Here is a 15,995-nt window from a genome sequence, read left to right on the forward strand (position 1 = left end):
TGCCGGGGCCGCCGCTCCCACGAGTCACCCGCGGCGGCCCCGAACGCCGCCTACGCCGGCTGCTCGAACAGTTCTCTCAGGACGTCCTCCATCGTCACCAGTCCCGTGAGCCGTCCGTCGCTGCCCATGACCGCCGCGAGATGGGTGCGGCTGCGGCGCATCGCGGTCAGGACGTCGTCCAGGGGGGTGCTCTCCCGGACGCGGGCGATGGGCCGCATGTCCCCCACGCGGAACGGCACCTCGCGCGGGGTCGCGTCCAGCGCGTCCTTGACGTGGAGATAGCCGACGATCCGGCGCCCCTCGTCGACGACCGGGAAACGGGAGAACCCCGACTCGGCCGACAGTCGCTCCAGTTCCTCCGGAGTGACGCCCACGCGCGCGTAGACGACGCGTTCCACCGGGAGCACGACGTCGTGCACCGGGCGGCGGCCCAGCTCCAGGGCGTCCCGCAGCCGCTCCTGGGCACGGTGGTCGATGAGCCCCGCCGCACTGGAGTCCTTGACCAGACGCGAGAGTTCGTCGTCGGAGAAGGTCGCGGCGACCTCGTCCTTCACCTCGACCCGCAGCAGCTTCAGCAGCCCGTTGGCGAAGGCGTTGACCGCGAAGATCACCGGGCGCAGCGCGCGGGAGAGCGCGACCAGCGGCGGCCCGAGGACCAGCGCCGTCCGCACGGGCTCCGCGAGTGCCACGTTCTTCGGCACCATCTCGCCGAGCAGCATGTGCAGATACGTCGCCAGGGTGAGCGCGATGACGAAGGAGACCGCGTGACCCGCGCCGGAGGGGACACCCACCGCGTGGAACACCGGCTCCAGCAGGTGCGCGATGGCGGGCTCGGCCACGATGCCGAGCACCAGGGTGCACAGCGTGATGCCGAGCTGCGCGGTCGCGAGCAGCGCCGAGACGTGTTCGAGGCCCCAGAGCACACTGCGTGCCCGCCGGTCGCCCCGCTCGGCGTGTGGCTCGATCTGGCTGCGGCGCACCGAGATCAGCCCGAACTCGGCGCCGACGAAGAAGCCGTTCACGACGAGGGTCGCGAGTCCGATCAGCAGTTGTACGACGGTCATCGCGTGCTCTCCTCGGCGTCGTCCGGGGCGTGCAGCAGCACCCGCGCGGCTCGCCGCCCCGAGGCGTCCACGACGTCGAGCCGCCAGCCGTCGGCCTCGACGCTGTCTCCCTCGGCGGGGATCCGGCCGAGCTCGGTCGCGATGAACCCGGCCAGGGTCTCGTACGGCCCGTCGGGCACCCGCAGTCCGACCCGGGCGAGCTGGTCGGTACGGGCGGACCCGTCGGCCGAGTACAGCGTCCGGCCGTCGGCGTCCGTGCCGGCGGGGGCGAGGTCGGGCGTCTCGTGCGGGTCGTGCTCGTCGCGCACCTCGCCGACGACCTCCTCCACGATGTCCTCCAGGGTGGCGACGCCGGCCGTGCCGCCGTACTCGTCGATGACCACGGCCATGGTGCGCTTGCCGGCCAGCCGGTCGAGGAGCCGGTCCACGGTCAGCGACTCCGGTACGAGCAGCGGCTCGCGCATGATCTGGGAGACGGGCGTCTGCGTCCGGCTCGTGGCGTGCACCGTCAGCACGTCCCTGATGTGCGCGACGCCGACGACCTCGTCGAGGCTCTCGTGGTAGACCGGGAAGCGGGACAGGCCGGTCGCGCGGGTCGCGTTCGCCACGTCCTCACAGGTCGCCTGGACGTCCAGTGCGATGACCTGGACGCGCGGTGTCATCACGTTCTCCGCGGTCAGGTCGGCGAGGTTCAGGGTGCGCACGAACAGCTCGGCGGTGTCCGCCTCCAGAGCGCCCTCCTTGGCGGAGTGCCGGGCGAGGGCCACCAGCTCCTGGGGTCCGCGGGCGGAGGCCAGCTCCTCGGCGGGTTCGAGGCCGAAGCGGCGTACGACGTGGTTCGCGGTGTTGTTCAGATGGGCGATGAACGGGCGGAACGCGGCGCTGAACCAGCGCTGCGGCGTCGCCACCCGTTTGGCCACGGCCAGCGGTGTGGAGATCGCCCAGTTCTTGGGCACCAGCTCGCCGACGACCATCAGGAAGAGCGTAGAGAGCGCCGTACCGACGACCAGCGCCACCGAGTTCGACGCGGAGGGCGGGACGCCCAGTGATTCCAGGGGGCCCGCGATGAGCTTGGCGATCGACGACTCGGAGAGCATGCCGACCACAAGGTTCGTCACGGTGATGCCGAGCTGGGCGCCGGAGAGCTGGAAGGTGAGGTTCCGTGCGGCTTTGAGGGCTCCGGAGGCGCCCCGCTCGCCGCGCTCCACGGCCCGCTCCAGCTCGCTGCGCTCGACCGTGGTCAGGGAGAACTCGGCCGCCACGAACACGCCGCAGATCAGCGACAGCAGAACTGCGACCAGCAGGAGGAGCACTTCGGTCATCGGGTCACCTCCGTCCCATGATCGGCCAGGGACAGGGGGATCGCGCGATGTCCGCTGCCACCGTGCGCAACACGGCCGCGGGTACTGGGAGGCTCGCCCATGGGCGGACGCTCACACCTTTCGTCGGAGGAACGATGGTCGGGTCCAACAAGGGTAAAGGATCGGCAAAGTAGTCTCCGTGGGGGTGCCGTCGTCGGCCCCGCCGCTCCGGGAGACCCGCCCGCGGCTCGGTACCCGCCTCCCCATGACTCCCAACGCCGGCGCCCGGGAGTCCTAGTCGGTGAGCGGCTTCACCCAGCGCCGCCAGTGCTCCTCCGGCGTATACCCGGCGGCCCGCCAGGCATGGTGGGCCGTTTCGTTCCGTGCCAGCACCATCGCGTCACCGCGCCGCCCGCCCAGGCGTACGAAACGGTCCTCCGCCGCGGTCAGCAGCGCGGAGCCGATGCCGAGACGCCGCCGGTCCGGATGGACCGCCAGCCGGTACAGATGGCAGCGCCAGCCGTCGAAGCCGGCGATCACCGTGCCCACCAGCCCTTCCTCGCGCTCCGCGAGCAGCAGCGCCCCGGGATCGCGGTCGACCAGGCGCTCCACGCCGTTCCGGTCGTCACTGATGCTGGTGCCCTCGGCGGCCACCTTCCAGAAGGCGAGCACGGTGTCGAGGTCCTCGGGCCGCGCGGCCCGTATCCGCAAGTCGGTCATGGTCCGATCCCATCACGGGGACCAGGTGCCGGAACGGGATTTCCGACATGCGGACGATCACCTGCCGTGCGGGGCGACGATCACCGGCCGCTCAGTGCGCGGACCACCGGAGCGAAGACCTCCAGGTTCGGCTCCAGCACCGTCAGATACGAGAATCCGAAGCGTTCGCGCAGGTCCCGGACCTGACCGGCGATCTGTTCCACGGAACCGATCAGGACGACGGGCAGGTCCAGCACCTCGCGCTCGGTCAGATGCGGGAGCCGGGGCAGCCACGGCCGGACGGCGGCACCGCGGTCGTCGGTGACGGCGACGATCTGGATCAGCAGGTTGAGCTCGGCGGGTTCCTCGCGTCCGGCGGACGCCTTCCGGTAGAGCGTGACGCGTCCGTCGAGCTCGGTAGCCGAGAGCGGTTCCAGGGTGCCGTTCCGCCCGGTGCGCGCTCCCGTGAACGAGGCGATGTCCGCGTGCTCCGCGGCGATGCGGAGCATCCGGTCGCCGTTGGCCCCGATGAGCAGGGGTACCCGCGGCGGTCCGCCGCCCGGGGTCTCCGGCGCCTTCCCGCCCGGCCACGGCGTGCCGAGGGAGAGTCCGTCCGGGCCGAGCAGGCGCTCCAACTCCTGGACCGTGCGCAGGAGATGGTCGACCCTCTCGCGCGGGGTGCCGAAGGGCAGGCCCGCCGTCTCGTGTTCGGCCGGTACGTATCCGGTGCCGAGGCCGAGTTCGAGACGGCCGCCCGTCAGCGCGTCCGTGGTGGCTACCTCGCGGGCGAGCAACGCGGGGTTCCAGAAAGCCGCGTTGAGCACGAACGTGCCGAGCCGGGGCCGCTGGGTCGCCTGCGCGGCGGCGACCAGCGAGGGGAAGGGGGCGGGCATCCCCAGATGGTCGGCGACGGTGATCACGTCGTAACCGAGCTCCTCGGCGCGGCGACACCTGGCGGCCCACCCGGCACCGGTCGCGGGAGCGATGAGGCTGACACCGAAACGGAACGGGCGTGACATCGGCTGTCCCTTCGCGCGGTCGGACTCGCCCCCTGTGAGCGAGCCGACGGTTGGTCCCCGGACCTGAGGACCGAGGCGAACACGCGGTCGGCCCCGGCCCTGACGGACCGGGGCCGAGCCGCCGTGCGGTCACTCGTGCGCGATCGCCGCCAGGACGTTCATGCGTGAAGCGCGCAGGGCCGGGAGCAGGGCCGCCACGATGCCGACGACGGCCGAGCCGATCACGACCGCGACGATCGTCGTCCAGGGGATGGCGAGCGCCTTCATGCCCTGCAGCGCGAGCACCTGCTGGACACAGACTCCCCAGATGATCCCGAGGGCCAGTCCGAGCACCGCGCCGAAAACGGCGATCACCACGGACTCCAGACGGATCATCCGGCGCAGTTGGCGCCGGCCGAGACCGATGGCGCGCAGCAGCCCGATCTCGCGGGTGCGCTCCACGACTGACAGGGCGAGGGTGTTGACCACGCCGAGCACGGCGATGACGATCGCGAGCCCGAGCAGCGCGTACACGAGGTAGAGCAGCACGGCGATCTGGTCGTGGACGAGCTTCTTGTAGTCGGCCTGGTCGCGGACCTGGACCTGCGGGTACGGCTCAAGGGTCTTCTCGAGACGTGGCCGCAGCTGGTCCGGGGCCGTGCCCGGGGCCGCGTTGACGTACAGCGCCGAGTCCTGCCCGCCGGGCACGTACTTCTCGATCGTGCCGAAGCCGAAGAAGAGTCCGCCCTGCGTCCCGAACCCCCCGCCGTCCTGGTCGGTGAGCGCGCCCACGGTCAGGGTCGTCGTGCGGTCGGCGGGGAACTCGACGGGAATCGTGCTGCCGACCCGCACGTCGTGGTCCTCGGCGAACGTCGCGTCCATCGCGATGCGCCCCTCGCCGAGCGCCGCCGCAGAGTCGCCCCGCGTGTACGTGAGGTGGGCGACGTCGTCGAGCCGCGGATCGTAGGCCGAGGCGGTCGTCTCCACCCGCTTGCCGTCGGGCAGTTTCACCGCGACCGGCGTGAACCGCTGCCGGACCACCAGCCCGACCCCCTCGGTGGCGCGCACCTTGTCCGTGACCTCGTGCGAGAACGGCACGTAATTGGCGTTCTGGAGCACGAAGTCGGCACCGAGGGTTTTGTCGATCTGCTGGTCGAATGATTTGCTCATGGACGCGCTGGCCACGGACATCCCGCCGACCAGGGCGAGACCGACCATCAGGGCGGCCGCGGTGGCGCCGGTGCGCCGGGGATTGCGCAGCGCGTTGCGCTGGCTCATCCGGCCCACCGGCCCGAAGATCGCCGGGAACGCGCCGCCGAGGACCCGGATCACCGGCCGCACGAGCAGCGGCCCGGCGATCACCGTGGCGATCAAGGTCAGGACGACACCGAGTCCCAGCAGCGAGGCCGAGGTCGAGGTCTTCGACGAGGCCGCGCATCCCGCCAGAGCCGCGGCCCCGGCCGCGCCGACGACCCCGCCGACCACGGCCCGTACCCGCAACGGCCTTCCCACGCCCGCGACTTCGGCGTCCGAGAGGGCCGCCATGGGGGAGACGCCCGCCGCCCGCCTGGCCGGAAGATAGGCCGCGATGTACGTGACGCCGACGCCGACGACGTACGCCGCCACGGGGGTTCCCCAACCGATCACCATCTCGGTGGACTTGAGGTTCATGCCGAAGGCGGTCATCAGCTTGATCAGCCCGATCGCCAGCCCGATCCCGGCCGCGAGGCCGAGCGTCGAACCCACCAGGCCGAGGAGCAGCGCCTCGGTGAGCACCGACCGGCGGACCTGCCGGCGGTCGGCGCCCAGCGCCCGCAGCAGCCCGAGTTCCCGGGTGCGCTGGGCGATCAGCATGGAGAAGGTGTTGACGATGAGGAATATGCCGACGAGCACCGCGATCCCGGCGAAGCCGAGCATCACGTACTTAATGACGTCGAGAAATCCGCCGAGCTGTTCGGCGGACGACTTCGCCTGCTCCTCGGCCGTCTTCACGTCGTAGGGCCCGGCGCCGAGTGCGGCGGAGACGCGCTTTTTGAGCACGGCGTCGTCGACACCCGGCGCGGCGTCCACGGAGATGCTCGTGCCGGCGTCCGGGCGGCCGAGCAGCTTCGACTGCGCGGTCGGGGTGTCGAGGAAGATCAGCGCGGCACCGGGGTTGGTGGTGGTGAAGGTGGCGATGCCGACGATCCGCACCTTGAAGGAGCCGGGCTGCGCCTGCACCGTGAGGGTGTCGCCGATACCGAGGTGCTTCTTGTCGGCGGTGTCCGCGTCGAGCAGTGCCTCGCCGGCGCCGTGCGGTTCGTGACCGGAGGTCAGCTTCACCGGACTGCGTTCGGTGATCTCCCAGTTGGTGACGATCGTGGGGGCGCCCGTCGTCGGTCCGACCGACTTGTTCGCGCCGTCGACGACCGGGGCGTTCTCCACCGACGCGTCCACGTGGGTCGCGGCGACTCCCTCGACGCCGGCGAGCCGGTCCACGAGGGAGGCGGGGACGGTCTCGGTGGCGCCGGTGGGCAGTTGGGACGTCAGATCGTTCTTCGGTTCCACGGTCACGTCGGCCGCGGTGGAGGCGAAGAGCCGGTCGAACGTACGGGTCACCGTGTCCGAGAAGATGAGACTGCCCGCGACGAAGGCCACGGACAGCACGATGGCCAGGGCCGAGAGCAGCAGTCGCCCTTTGTGCGCGAGAAAGCTTCGCAGTGTCGCCTTGAGCACGACCGCCTCAGTCCTTGTCGGGGGTTGCGTCGCCGGAGCCGCCGCCGGGAGCGGTGCCGCCGGGGCTGCCGTGGGCCGTGTCACCGGCGACGGGAGCCGTGTCACCCGCGCCGCGGGCGTCCGCCGCGGGACCCCCCTCGCCCTCGGAGGCCGCTCCACCGGGCTCGCCGCGCCCGCCGTCGAAGGTGACCCGGACGGTGTCGAAACGCTTCATCCGTTCCAGCACGGCGTCCGCGGAGGGCCGCTCCATCTCGTCCACGATCCGCCCGTCCGCGAGGAAGAGCACGAGGTCGGAGTGGGCGGCCGCGCCGGGATCGTGGGTGACCATGACGACGGTCTGGCCCAGCTCGTCCACGGCCTCGCGCAGGAACCCGAGGACTTCGAGGCCCGCCCGCGAGTCCAGGTTGCCGGTCGGCTCGTCCGCGAAGATCAGCTCCGGCCGGGAGGCGAGCGCCCGCGCGCAGGCGACGCGCTGCTGCTGGCCCCCGGAGAGCTGGGCGGGCCGGTGCTTGAGCCGGTCGCGCAGCCCGAGGGTGTCGATGACCTGGTCGAGCCACTTCTGGTCGGGCTTCTGGCCCGCGATGTCCATGGGCAGCGTGATGTTCTCCGCCGCGTTGAGCGTGGGGATCAGGTTGAACGACTGGAACATGAAGCCGATCCGGTCCCGCCGCAGCCGGGTCAGCTCGCGGTCCTTCAGCCCGGTGATCTCGGTGTCGCCCAGCCACACCTGCCCCGCCGAGACGGTGTCCAGGCCCGCCAGACAGTGCATGAGGGTGGACTTCCCGGAGCCCGAGGGACCCATGACGGCGGTGAACCGGCCGCGCGCGATGTCCACGTCGACCGAGTCGAGGGCCAGTACCGCGGTCTCGCCGGAACCGTACGCCTTGGTCAGGCCGCGGGCGCGGGCGGCGATCCCGTCCCCCTCCGCGCGGCCGGGAATCTGCTCGGCAGCAGCTGTGGACAAGACCGCCTCCTCCTGGGATGGATGTCCGGACACATGGTCGGCCCGAGCGTAGTGTGATCGGACGCACACCCGGTATCCCCCCGAGGTGCCACACGGTCTCCGTCCCAGGGTGTGGCCCTCGTATGGATGTAAGGGGCAATCTCCACCGTGGTTCTCCACCCCCGGCCCCTCTTGCCTGTGCTAGCGATATCGCGCTAGCTTCGAAGCATGGCGAAGACTCAGCTGAACGTCCGGGTGGACGAAGGCACCGCGCGCGCCGCCCGGGAGAGAGCCCTGGAACGAGGGATGAGCGTGAACCGCTACATCGAGGAACTGGTCCGCCAGGACACCGGGGAGGTGGGCCACACCTTCGTGGAGGCCGCCGCGGATTTCATGAAGCAGTACGAGTCCGTCTTCGCCGAGGAGTTCGGCGCGGAGCGTGAAGGCACCAGCGAAGGTCGTCGTTGATCCCTTGAGCAGTCTCAGAGTCGACCTTGCCTGGCTCCTCATGATCGCCGAACAGAAAACACCGGGAGACCCCCAGGTCACCGACTGGGGAGCCCTCGTCGCCGCGGTCAGCCGGCACGAGGCGGAGATCCTCGGCATTCCCGTGTACGACAGTCCGCACGCCCGCGCCGCCGCGCTGCTCCAGCTCCTGCTGCACGTCCCGGCGCTCGAACGCTCCAACGCGATGTTCGCCTCGGCCGTCGCCTACGCCTATCTCGTCGCCAGCGGCCTGAAGGTCGTCACCTCGCCCGAACAGGTGAGGGAACTGGCCCGCCTGGTGAAGAGCGGTCAGGCGACCGTGCACGACATCGCCCACGAACTGCGCCGCTGGAGTCTGTGACCCCGGCGCGGAAGCCCCGGGGGCGTGCTCGTCAGTCGAGCGGCCTCCGGGCCGTGCCCAGGACGCAGTACGACGTGGGCAGGCGCGGCCCCTTCTCGGGCAGCAACAGCCGCCGGTACGGGCCCAGTTCGAATCCAGCCTCGCGCAGCGCGGCGATCGGGTCGCGGGCCACGTGGCAGCCGCCGCACAGCCGCGGCCACACCGTGGCGTCCAGGCCCCGCTGGACGGCGCCCATGACCCGTCCGCCGCCCCGGCCGTGCTCGAAGAACCGCACCGTGCCACCCGGGCGCAGCACCCGCCGCACCTCGGCGAGCGCCTTCGGCACGTCCCGCACGCTGCACAGCACGAGCGAGAGCACGGCGGCGTCGTACGCCTCGCTCTTGACCGGCAGGGCCTCCGCGACGCCCGGCGCCACATCGACGGGCACCTCGCAGCGCAGCGCCGCCTCCATCGCCAACTGCCGCAGCAGCCGCTCGGGTTCGATGGCCACGACCTCCGACACGGTGCCCGGATAGTGGGCGAAGTTCAGCCCGTTGCCCGCGCCGATCTCGATCACCCGCCCGGACAGTCCGTCGAGCAGCCGTCCGCGCAGCCCGCCGATCCCCATCCGGGTCTCGGCGCCGACGCTGAGACGGGCGTAGTAGCGGGCGAACACCGGATGGTGCACGGCCCCCGCGGAGACCTTGCCGGAGTCGGCCGAACGGAGCGGCTTGAACGGCATCTCGGACCTCCCGGGAGACAGGGTTCACCGGAATTGTCCCCCCGGGAAGCCAGCCGCACGCCCGCCGCGCCACGCGGAAGGCGAGTTCACCCGGCAGGGAGCCGCACGGCTCAGCCGTGGCGGCTCCCTGCCGGGTGGCGCGGCGGGCGTGCGGCGCGGGTCGTGGGCGGCGCGGCGCGTCCCCTGGCCGACGTCAGGCCGTGTGTGCCGCCGCGAAGACCCCGGCGTTCCAGCGTCCGCCCAGCCGGTGATCCAGCCAACCCGGCGCACCGGCACGGAAGTCGGCGGGCGAGAGGCCGCCCACGCCCGCCGGGACGGCGCCCAGCAGGGGCGCCCCGGACACCGCCGGCAGGTCCGCGAGATTGCACCGCATCGCCAGATCGGGGGAGTCCGGCCAGCTCCCGATCACCACCCCCGCCAACTCCAGCTCCCGAAGCCGCAGTTCACGAGCCGTCAGTTCCGTGGTGTTGAGCGTTCCCAGCCCCGCCGAAGCGACGACCAGCACGGGCGCGTCCAGCATCCGGGCCACGTCCGCGAGCGTCCCGTCCTCGTGGTCGAACCGGACGAGCAGACCGCCCGCCCCCTCGAGCAGCACCAGATCGTGTTCGGTGGCCAGCTTCGCCGCGGCTTCCGCAGCCGACTCCGGCGACACGGGCGGCAGTCCGGCTCGCCGGGCGGCCGTCGCGGGTGCCAACGGCTCGGGGTAGCGGCCCAGTTCGAGCGTCGTGACGGCACCGGCGAGCCGGGCCACCTCGTCCGCGTCGCCGCGCTCGTCCGGTCGTACACCCGTCTGCGCGGGCTTCAGCACGGCCACGGACCGTCCGGCCGCGAGGGCCGTGGCGGCGACGGCGGCCGTGACGACCGTCTTGCCCACCTCCGTGCCCGTACCCGTGATCACCAGTACCGTCATCTCAGCCCTCCCGCGTCGCGGCGCACACCGCGCGCGTGATCCGTGCCAGGTCCGTGTCGCCGGTGACGTACGGCGGCATCGTGTAGACGAGGTCGCGGAACGGCCGCAGCCACACGCCCTCGCGTACCGCGGCCGCCGTCGCCGCCTTCATGTCCACCTCGTGGTCGAGCTGGACGACTCCGATCGCGCCGAGCACCCGTACGTCCCGCACGCCCGGCAGCGCGGCGGCCTCCGAGAGGCCCTCCGTCAGTCCCGCCTCGATCCGCTTCACCTCGGTCCGCCAGTCCTGCCCCAGCAACAGGTCGACCGAGGCGCACGCCACCGCGGCGGCGAGCGGATTGCCCATGAACGTCGGGCCGTGCGCGAGCACCGGCACCTCGCCGCGCGAGATGCCGTCGGCCACCCGCGAGGTGCACAGCGTCGCCGCCATCGTCAGATAGCCGCCGGTCAGCGCCTTCCCGACACACATCACGTCCGGGGTCACGCCCGCGTGGTCCGCCGCGAACAGCTCACCCGTACGGCCGAAACCCGTCGCGATCTCGTCGAAGACCAGCAGGACGTCGTGCTCGTCGCAGGCCTCGCGCAGCACCCGCAGATACGCGGGGGAGTGGAAGCGCATCCCGCCCGCGCCCTGCACCACCGGCTCCACGATGACGGCGGCGAGCTCGTCGGCGTGCCGCCCGATCAGCTCGCGCAGATGGTCCGCGTACGACTCCTCGTACGCGGCCGGCGGCGCGTCGGCGAACACCTGGCGCTGGAGCACGCCCTGCCACAGCTCGTGCATCCCGCCCTCGGGGTCGCACACCGACATGGGCTGCCAGGTGTCCCCGTGATAGCCGCCGCGCCAGGTCAGCAGCCGCTGCTTGCCGGGACGGCCGAGCGAGCGCCAGTGCTGGAGGCACATCTTGACGGCGACCTCGACCGAGACCGAGCCGGAGTCGGCGAGGAAGACATGCTCCAGACCGTCCGGCGAGATGTCGACCAGCCGCTTGGCCAGCCGCACGGCGGGCTCGTGGGTGAGCCCGCCGAACATCACATGGCTCATGCGGTCGAGCTGGCCGCGCGCCGCGTCGTTCAGGACCGGGTGGTTGTAGCCGTGGATGGCCGACCACCAGGACGACATGCCGTCGACCAGCTCGCCCGTGCCGTCGGCCAGCCGCAGCCGGACCCCGTTCGCCGACTCCACGACCAGCGGCTCCTGGCGGCCGGGCATGGGCCCGTACGGATGCCAGACGTGCCGCCGGTCGAGGTCGAGCAGTTCCCGCACGGACAGCTCAGGCATTGGGCGCGAGATCCGTTCCGGCACCGCGGCGGCGCACGGAGACCAGATCCGTACGGGCGTCGGCGGGCGCCTCGGCCGGAGCCACGGGCGCCGAACCGCACACGCCGCCGCCCTCGTGGGACCCGCAGCCCGCCTCGGCGTGCGATCCGCAGCCGGCGGCGCCGTGCGATCCGCACCCGTCCTCCGCGTGCGAGCCGCATCCGCCGCCGGACGGCGCGCGGTGCTCGGGCAGCGTCACCTCGCCCGCGTTCTCCACCTCGAAGCCGGCGTCCGCGATCATCTCCAGGTCGGCCTTGCCCGCCTGGCCCTCACTGGTGAGGTAGTCACCGAGGAAGATCGAGTTGGCGAGGTTCAGGGCCAGCGGCTGGAGGGTGCGCAGATGCACCTCGCGGCCGCCGGCGATCCGGACCTCGACGTCCGGGCAGACGAAGCGGACCATGGCCAGGATGCGCAGACAGCGCTGCGGGGTGAGGTTCCACTCCTTGGCGAGCGGGGTTCCCTCGAAGGGGATCAGGAAATTCACCGGAACGGAGTCGGGGTCGAGCTCGCGCAGCGCGTAGACGACGTCGACGAGGTCCTCGTCCGACTCGCCCATGCCGGCGATGAGGCCCGAGCAGGCGGACAGTCCCGCCGCGTGCGCCTTCTGGACGGTGTCCACCCGGTCGGCGTACGTGTGGGTGGTCGTGATCTCCCCGTACGTTCCCTCGGACGTGTTCAGGTTGTGGTTGTAGGCGTCCGCGCCCGCCTCGCGCAGCCGCTCGGCCTGGCCGTCGGAGAGCAGACCGAGGCAGGCGCACACCTCGACGTTCTCGTTCTGGTCCTTGATGGCCTTGATCGTGTCGGAGACCCGGTCCACGTCACGGTCCGTCGGGCCCCGCCCGCTGGCCACCAGGCAGACCCGCTTGGCGCCCCCGGCGAGCCCGGCCGCCGCGGCCCTGGAGGCCTCGTCGGGCTTGAGCCAGCTGTACTTGAGGATGCCGGCCGTGGAGCCGAGACGCTGCGAGCAGTACGAGCAGTCCTCCGGGCACAGGCCCGACTTCAGGTTGACGAGATAGTTCAGTTTCACCCGTCGGCCGAACCAGTGCCGGCGTACCTTTCCGGCCGCGGCCACCACGTCGAGTACGTCGTCGTCGGAGGTGGCCAGTACGGCCAGCGCCTCGTCGCGGGTCGGCAGCTCGCGCCGAAGCCCCTTGTCCACCAGCGTGTTCAGCAGGTCCATGAGGTCCGATCCTGGACCATACGACCGCTCCCGGCCAAGGAGAGTTTGCACAACAGAGATGGTTCGACGTGTGGGTATTGCCACATCATGCGCCGTCGGGGCGACCGCTAGGGTCTGTTCACTGCCTACAAATTACTGCCACCGCACCGCAGCGAGACCCGGAGGACACATGGCGTTCGGCTGGATCGACGAGCAGGCCGAGGCGCGCCGCCGGGCCGGACTCGTGCGTACGCTGCGCCCGCGCCCCGCCGAGTCGCCGCTCCTCGATCTCGCGAGCAACGACTACCTGGGGCTCGCCCGCCATCCGGAGGTCACCGAAGGCGCCGCCGAGGCCGCCCGCCGATGGGGCGGCGGCGCGACCGGCTCCCGGCTCGTCACCGGCACCACCGAACTGCACAGCGAGCTGGAACGCGAACTGGCCGATTTCTGCGGCTTCGAGTCCGCGCTCGTCCTGTCCTCGGGCTACGCGGCCAACCTCGCCGCCGTCACCGCGCTCGCGCCGCACGGCTCGCTGGTCGTCTCGGACGCGGGCAACCACGCCTCCCTGATCGACGGCTGCCGGCTGGCCCGCGGCACGACGCAGGTGGTCTCCCACGCGGACCCCGACGCCGTGCGCAAGGCGCTCGGCACTCACGACGGACCCGCCGTCACCGTCTCCGACACGGTCTTCTCGGTGGACGGCGACGCGGCCCCGCTCGCCGAACTCGCCCTCGCGAGCCGGGAGTACGGTGCCGGACTGATCGTCGACGACGCCCACGGGCTCGGCGTCCTGGGCGACGGCGGCAGGGGCGCGCCGCACGCCGCGGGGCTCGCGGGGGACCCGGACGTCGTCGTCACCGTCACACTGTCCAAGTCGCTCGGGAGCCAGGGCGGCGCGGTCCTCGGCCCGGCGCCCGTCATCGATCATCTGATCAACGCGGCGCGCACCTTCATCTTCGACACCGGCCTGGCGCCGGCCGCTGCGGGCGCGGCCCTCGCGGCCCTGCGCCTGCTGCGCCGTGAGCCGGAGCGGGCGGCGCGGGCCCGCGAGGTGGCCAGGGCGCTGCACACGCGGCTGACGGCGGAGGGTCTCTCCGCGGTACGACCCGACGCCGCGGTCGTCTCCGTGCGGGCACCGTCCCCCGAACGGGCGGTGCGATGGGCGGCCGACTGTCGCGAGGCGGGCCTCGCTGTCGGCTGTTTCCGTCCCCCGTCGGTGCCCGACGGTGTTTCGCGGCTGCGGCTGACGGCCCGCGCGGACCTCACCGAGGAGCAGATCGAGCACGCGGTGGACGTGATCAGCCGGAACCGGTGAACCGGTGGAGCGATCGATCGACGAGCGGGTGGAGCGATCGGCCGGTGGTCCGCGGGGGCGGCCGGCCGGTTGTGCGGTGGAGCGGTGAACCGTGCGGGGTCAGTTCAGCCCGGTGATGAACCCCTCCCAGACGTCCGGGGTGAACAGCAGGGCGGGTCCCGCCGTGTTCTTGGAATCGCGCACCGCGACCATTCCGGACCAGGGTCCGGTGCTCGGGCGTGCCGTCTCTACGCAGTTGTTCATCCCGGTACTGCGACTGCTGCGCAGCCAGCACACATGGCGCAGTGAAGTGCTGGAGGGTACGTACCGAGGCATTGCAGACATGACGTGCCTCCTTACGTGTCGTCGCCTATCGCGGCGATGTAGTCCAACGAGTCCTCGGGTGAAAGGGCGTGGAACTGAAGGGCGTTGAAGGCCTCGGCGTAGGCCTGGAGGTCTTCTTTCCGTTCGAGATAGAGGCTACTCGTCAAGTGGTCGAGAACAACCACATCCAGATCGGTTGTGTTCGGAAATGAGAAAATAACGAAAGGACCGGTCACGCCGATGTGCGCGCCGGCCGCGAACGGCAGTACCTGGAGCCGTACTTGAGGCAGGACGGCGGCCTCGCGCAGCCGGCGGAGCTGGCGTGCCATGACATCGGGGCCGCCCACCTCGCGGCGTAACACGGCTTCGTCCAGGACGGCGGACAGTTCGAGCGGTGGGTCCGAGCGCAGCACGTCCTGCCGGGCCAGGCGCACTTCGACCAGAGTGTCGAGTTTGCTCTCCTCCAGTCCGTCCACGGCGGCCCGCGTCACCGCGCGGGCGTACTCCGGCGTCTGCAGCAGCCCGGGTACGACAGAGGTCTCCAGGGTGCGCATGGCGCTGGCGCCGGACTCCAGGCTGATGAAGTCGCGGTACTCCGGCGGGAGCACCCCGCGGTACGCGTGCCACCAGTGGTGCCGGCCGTTGACCTCGGATCCCGCCAACACGACCAGAAGCCGACGCAGTTCGGAATCCTCGACGCCGTACGTGTGTAACAGGCGTTCCACATCGGCCGGTTTCACCCCGCTGGTGCCGGTTTCGATGCGGCTCACCTTCGACTGGTGCCAGCCGAGCAGGCGGGCCGCCTCTCCGCTCGTGAGACCCGTGCCCGCGCGCAGTGCGCGCAGTTCGGCACCGAGCTTGCGGCGGCGCACCGCGGGACCGTGCTGCATGGCTGTTCTCCTTACTCCTTCCAAGTCGTCCGAATACGCTCTGCCGACGCAGAGTTCACCGCATCGAGCGACAGATATATGCATTACTCGGTGGATCGCACCCGCGACCGGCCCGGTAATGGCAGTCTGGCGCAAGCACCAGTCCGGGACCGTACTCGAACCATCCGCTCGGTGTCGGGCTCCGGTCCCGTGGGAAAGGGACGAACGTCGCCATGGCAGACCATCAGGAAGCATCCGTCACCCTGCCGAGCGAACCGGTCTCGGTTTCCGTGGCCCGAAAATTCGTCGCCGATGTGCTGTCCGAATGGGGTCTGCCGGGGGACTGCGAAGTCGCCGAGACCGTGCGGCTGATCGTGTCCGAACTGGCCACCAACGCCGTGCAGCACACGTTCGGGCAGTCGCCCACCTTCACGGTCGGCGTGCGTCTCGACCGGGAGGAGCGGCTGCGTATCGGTGTCACCGACAGCCATCCGCGCTTTCCGAAGCGGCTGCCCGCGGCTGTCCAGCAGGACAACGGCCGCGGCATGGTGATCATCCGCTGGCTCACCGCCGAATGCGGCGGCAGGCTCACCGTCGTACCGACCCGGGAGGGCGGCAAGACGGTCTCCATCGAGCTCCCGTGGACGGTCCCCGTCCAGCCGGTGCCGGCCGGGTTGCCCCAGGAGCCCTGAGGTGAGGCCCGCCGTTCCGAGGTCCGCCGGCCCCATAGCGACCCATGAAGGGCCGGGAGGGCACCCATGACGGGAAAGTTTCACTCGGCACGGCAGACCCGGAAAGATACTTTCAGGCGACGCGAGCGAGAGGCTTCC

The 15,995-nt window shown here is 71.3% G+C and carries 16 protein-coding genes; 4 read left to right on the top strand and 12 right to left on the bottom strand.

What is annotated here, in order from left to right; translation table 11 throughout:
* Positions 1-50: 50 nt before the first annotated feature.
* The 6 genes from ACWEBX_RS23425 to ACWEBX_RS23450 form a co-directional block, all read right to left on the bottom strand.
* Positions 51-1,064, bottom strand: a complete 1,014-nt coding sequence (locus ACWEBX_RS23425; protein WP_451886764.1) for a hemolysin family protein — start codon at positions 1,062-1,064, stop codon at positions 51-53.
* Positions 1,061-2,386, bottom strand: a complete 1,326-nt coding sequence (locus ACWEBX_RS23430; protein ID WP_451886765.1) for a hemolysin family protein — start codon at positions 2,384-2,386, stop codon at positions 1,061-1,063. Before ACWEBX_RS23430 ends, ACWEBX_RS23425 begins: the two co-directional genes overlap by 4 nt.
* 273 nt (positions 2,387-2,659) lie before the next feature.
* Positions 2,660-3,085 (bottom strand): GNAT family N-acetyltransferase, encoded by a 426-nt coding sequence (locus ACWEBX_RS23435; RefSeq protein WP_451886766.1) that lies wholly within the window; start codon positions 3,083-3,085, stop codon positions 2,660-2,662.
* A gap of 80 nt (positions 3,086-3,165) precedes the next feature.
* Entirely contained in the window at positions 3,166-4,083 is a 918-nt protein-coding gene (locus tag ACWEBX_RS23440) for an LLM class F420-dependent oxidoreductase (RefSeq protein ID WP_451886767.1), read from the bottom strand.
* A 129-nt stretch (positions 4,084-4,212) separates the two neighbouring features.
* A complete protein-coding gene (locus ACWEBX_RS23445; protein ID WP_451886768.1) occupies positions 4,213-6,777 on the bottom strand; it encodes an ABC transporter permease in 2,565 nt (854 codons plus the stop codon).
* A 7-nt stretch (positions 6,778-6,784) separates the two neighbouring features.
* Positions 6,785-7,741 carry an ABC transporter ATP-binding protein gene (locus ACWEBX_RS23450; RefSeq protein ID WP_451886769.1) on the bottom strand — a complete coding sequence of 319 codons (957 nt, stop codon included), beginning with the start codon at positions 7,739-7,741 and terminating at the stop codon, positions 6,785-6,787.
* A gap of 207 nt (positions 7,742-7,948) precedes the next feature.
* On the opposite strand from ACWEBX_RS23450, the gene ACWEBX_RS23455 reads away from it, so the two are divergent.
* Together ACWEBX_RS23455 and ACWEBX_RS23460 are read left to right on the top strand one after the other, a co-directional pair.
* Positions 7,949-8,188, top strand: a complete 240-nt coding sequence (locus ACWEBX_RS23455) for a toxin-antitoxin system HicB family antitoxin (protein ID WP_339127977.1) — start codon at positions 7,949-7,951, stop codon at positions 8,186-8,188.
* 4 nt (positions 8,189-8,192) lie between these two features.
* On the top strand, positions 8,193-8,567 hold the full coding sequence (locus ACWEBX_RS23460; RefSeq protein WP_451886770.1) for a fic family toxin-antitoxin system, toxin component: 375 nt from the start codon (positions 8,193-8,195) through the stop codon (positions 8,565-8,567).
* Positions 8,568-8,598: 31 nt separating this feature from the next.
* Here ACWEBX_RS23460 and ACWEBX_RS23465 read toward each other — a convergent pair whose 3' ends face one another.
* The 4 genes from ACWEBX_RS23465 to bioB all read right to left on the bottom strand — a co-directional run bounded on the left by ACWEBX_RS23465 (position 8,599) and on the right by bioB (position 12,699).
* Positions 8,599-9,288: a class I SAM-dependent methyltransferase gene (locus tag ACWEBX_RS23465; RefSeq protein WP_451886771.1), complete on the bottom strand. Its 690-nt coding sequence runs from the start codon at positions 9,286-9,288 to the stop codon at positions 8,599-8,601.
* 193 nt (positions 9,289-9,481) lie between these two features.
* A complete protein-coding gene (gene bioD / locus ACWEBX_RS23470; RefSeq protein ID WP_451886772.1) occupies positions 9,482-10,198 on the bottom strand; it encodes a dethiobiotin synthase in 717 nt (238 codons plus the stop codon).
* Between the two features lies 1 nt (position 10,199).
* Positions 10,200-11,480, bottom strand: coding sequence for an adenosylmethionine--8-amino-7-oxononanoate transaminase (locus ACWEBX_RS23475; protein WP_451886773.1), 1,281 nt, complete (start codon positions 11,478-11,480; stop codon positions 10,200-10,202).
* Entirely contained in the window at positions 11,473-12,699 is a 1,227-nt protein-coding gene (bioB, locus tag ACWEBX_RS23480; RefSeq protein ID WP_451886774.1) for a biotin synthase BioB, read from the bottom strand. The genes ACWEBX_RS23475 and bioB overlap by 8 nt, the downstream gene beginning before the upstream one ends.
* 169 nt (positions 12,700-12,868) lie before the next feature.
* Between bioB and ACWEBX_RS23485 the strand changes: the two genes are divergently transcribed.
* Positions 12,869-13,993: an 8-amino-7-oxononanoate synthase gene (locus ACWEBX_RS23485; RefSeq protein ID WP_451886775.1), complete on the top strand. Its 1,125-nt coding sequence runs from the start codon at positions 12,869-12,871 to the stop codon at positions 13,991-13,993.
* A 99-nt stretch (positions 13,994-14,092) separates the two neighbouring features.
* Here the strand turns inward: ACWEBX_RS23485 and ACWEBX_RS23490 are convergent, their stop codons facing one another.
* Together ACWEBX_RS23490 and ACWEBX_RS23495 are read right to left on the bottom strand one after the other, a co-directional pair.
* Positions 14,093-14,317, bottom strand: coding sequence for a DUF397 domain-containing protein (locus ACWEBX_RS23490; protein WP_451886776.1), 225 nt, complete (start codon positions 14,315-14,317; stop codon positions 14,093-14,095).
* An 11-nt stretch (positions 14,318-14,328) separates the two neighbouring features.
* Positions 14,329-15,186, bottom strand: coding sequence for a helix-turn-helix domain-containing protein (locus tag ACWEBX_RS23495; protein WP_451886777.1), 858 nt, complete (start codon positions 15,184-15,186; stop codon positions 14,329-14,331).
* 212 nt (positions 15,187-15,398) lie between these two features.
* Between ACWEBX_RS23495 and ACWEBX_RS23500 the strand changes: the two genes are divergently transcribed.
* Positions 15,399-15,857 carry an ATP-binding protein gene (locus ACWEBX_RS23500; RefSeq protein WP_451886778.1) on the top strand — a complete coding sequence of 153 codons (459 nt, stop codon included), beginning with the start codon at positions 15,399-15,401 and terminating at the stop codon, positions 15,855-15,857.
* Positions 15,858-15,995: the final 138 nt, after the last annotated feature.

This window comes from Streptomyces sp. NPDC005070, assembly GCF_053600395.1.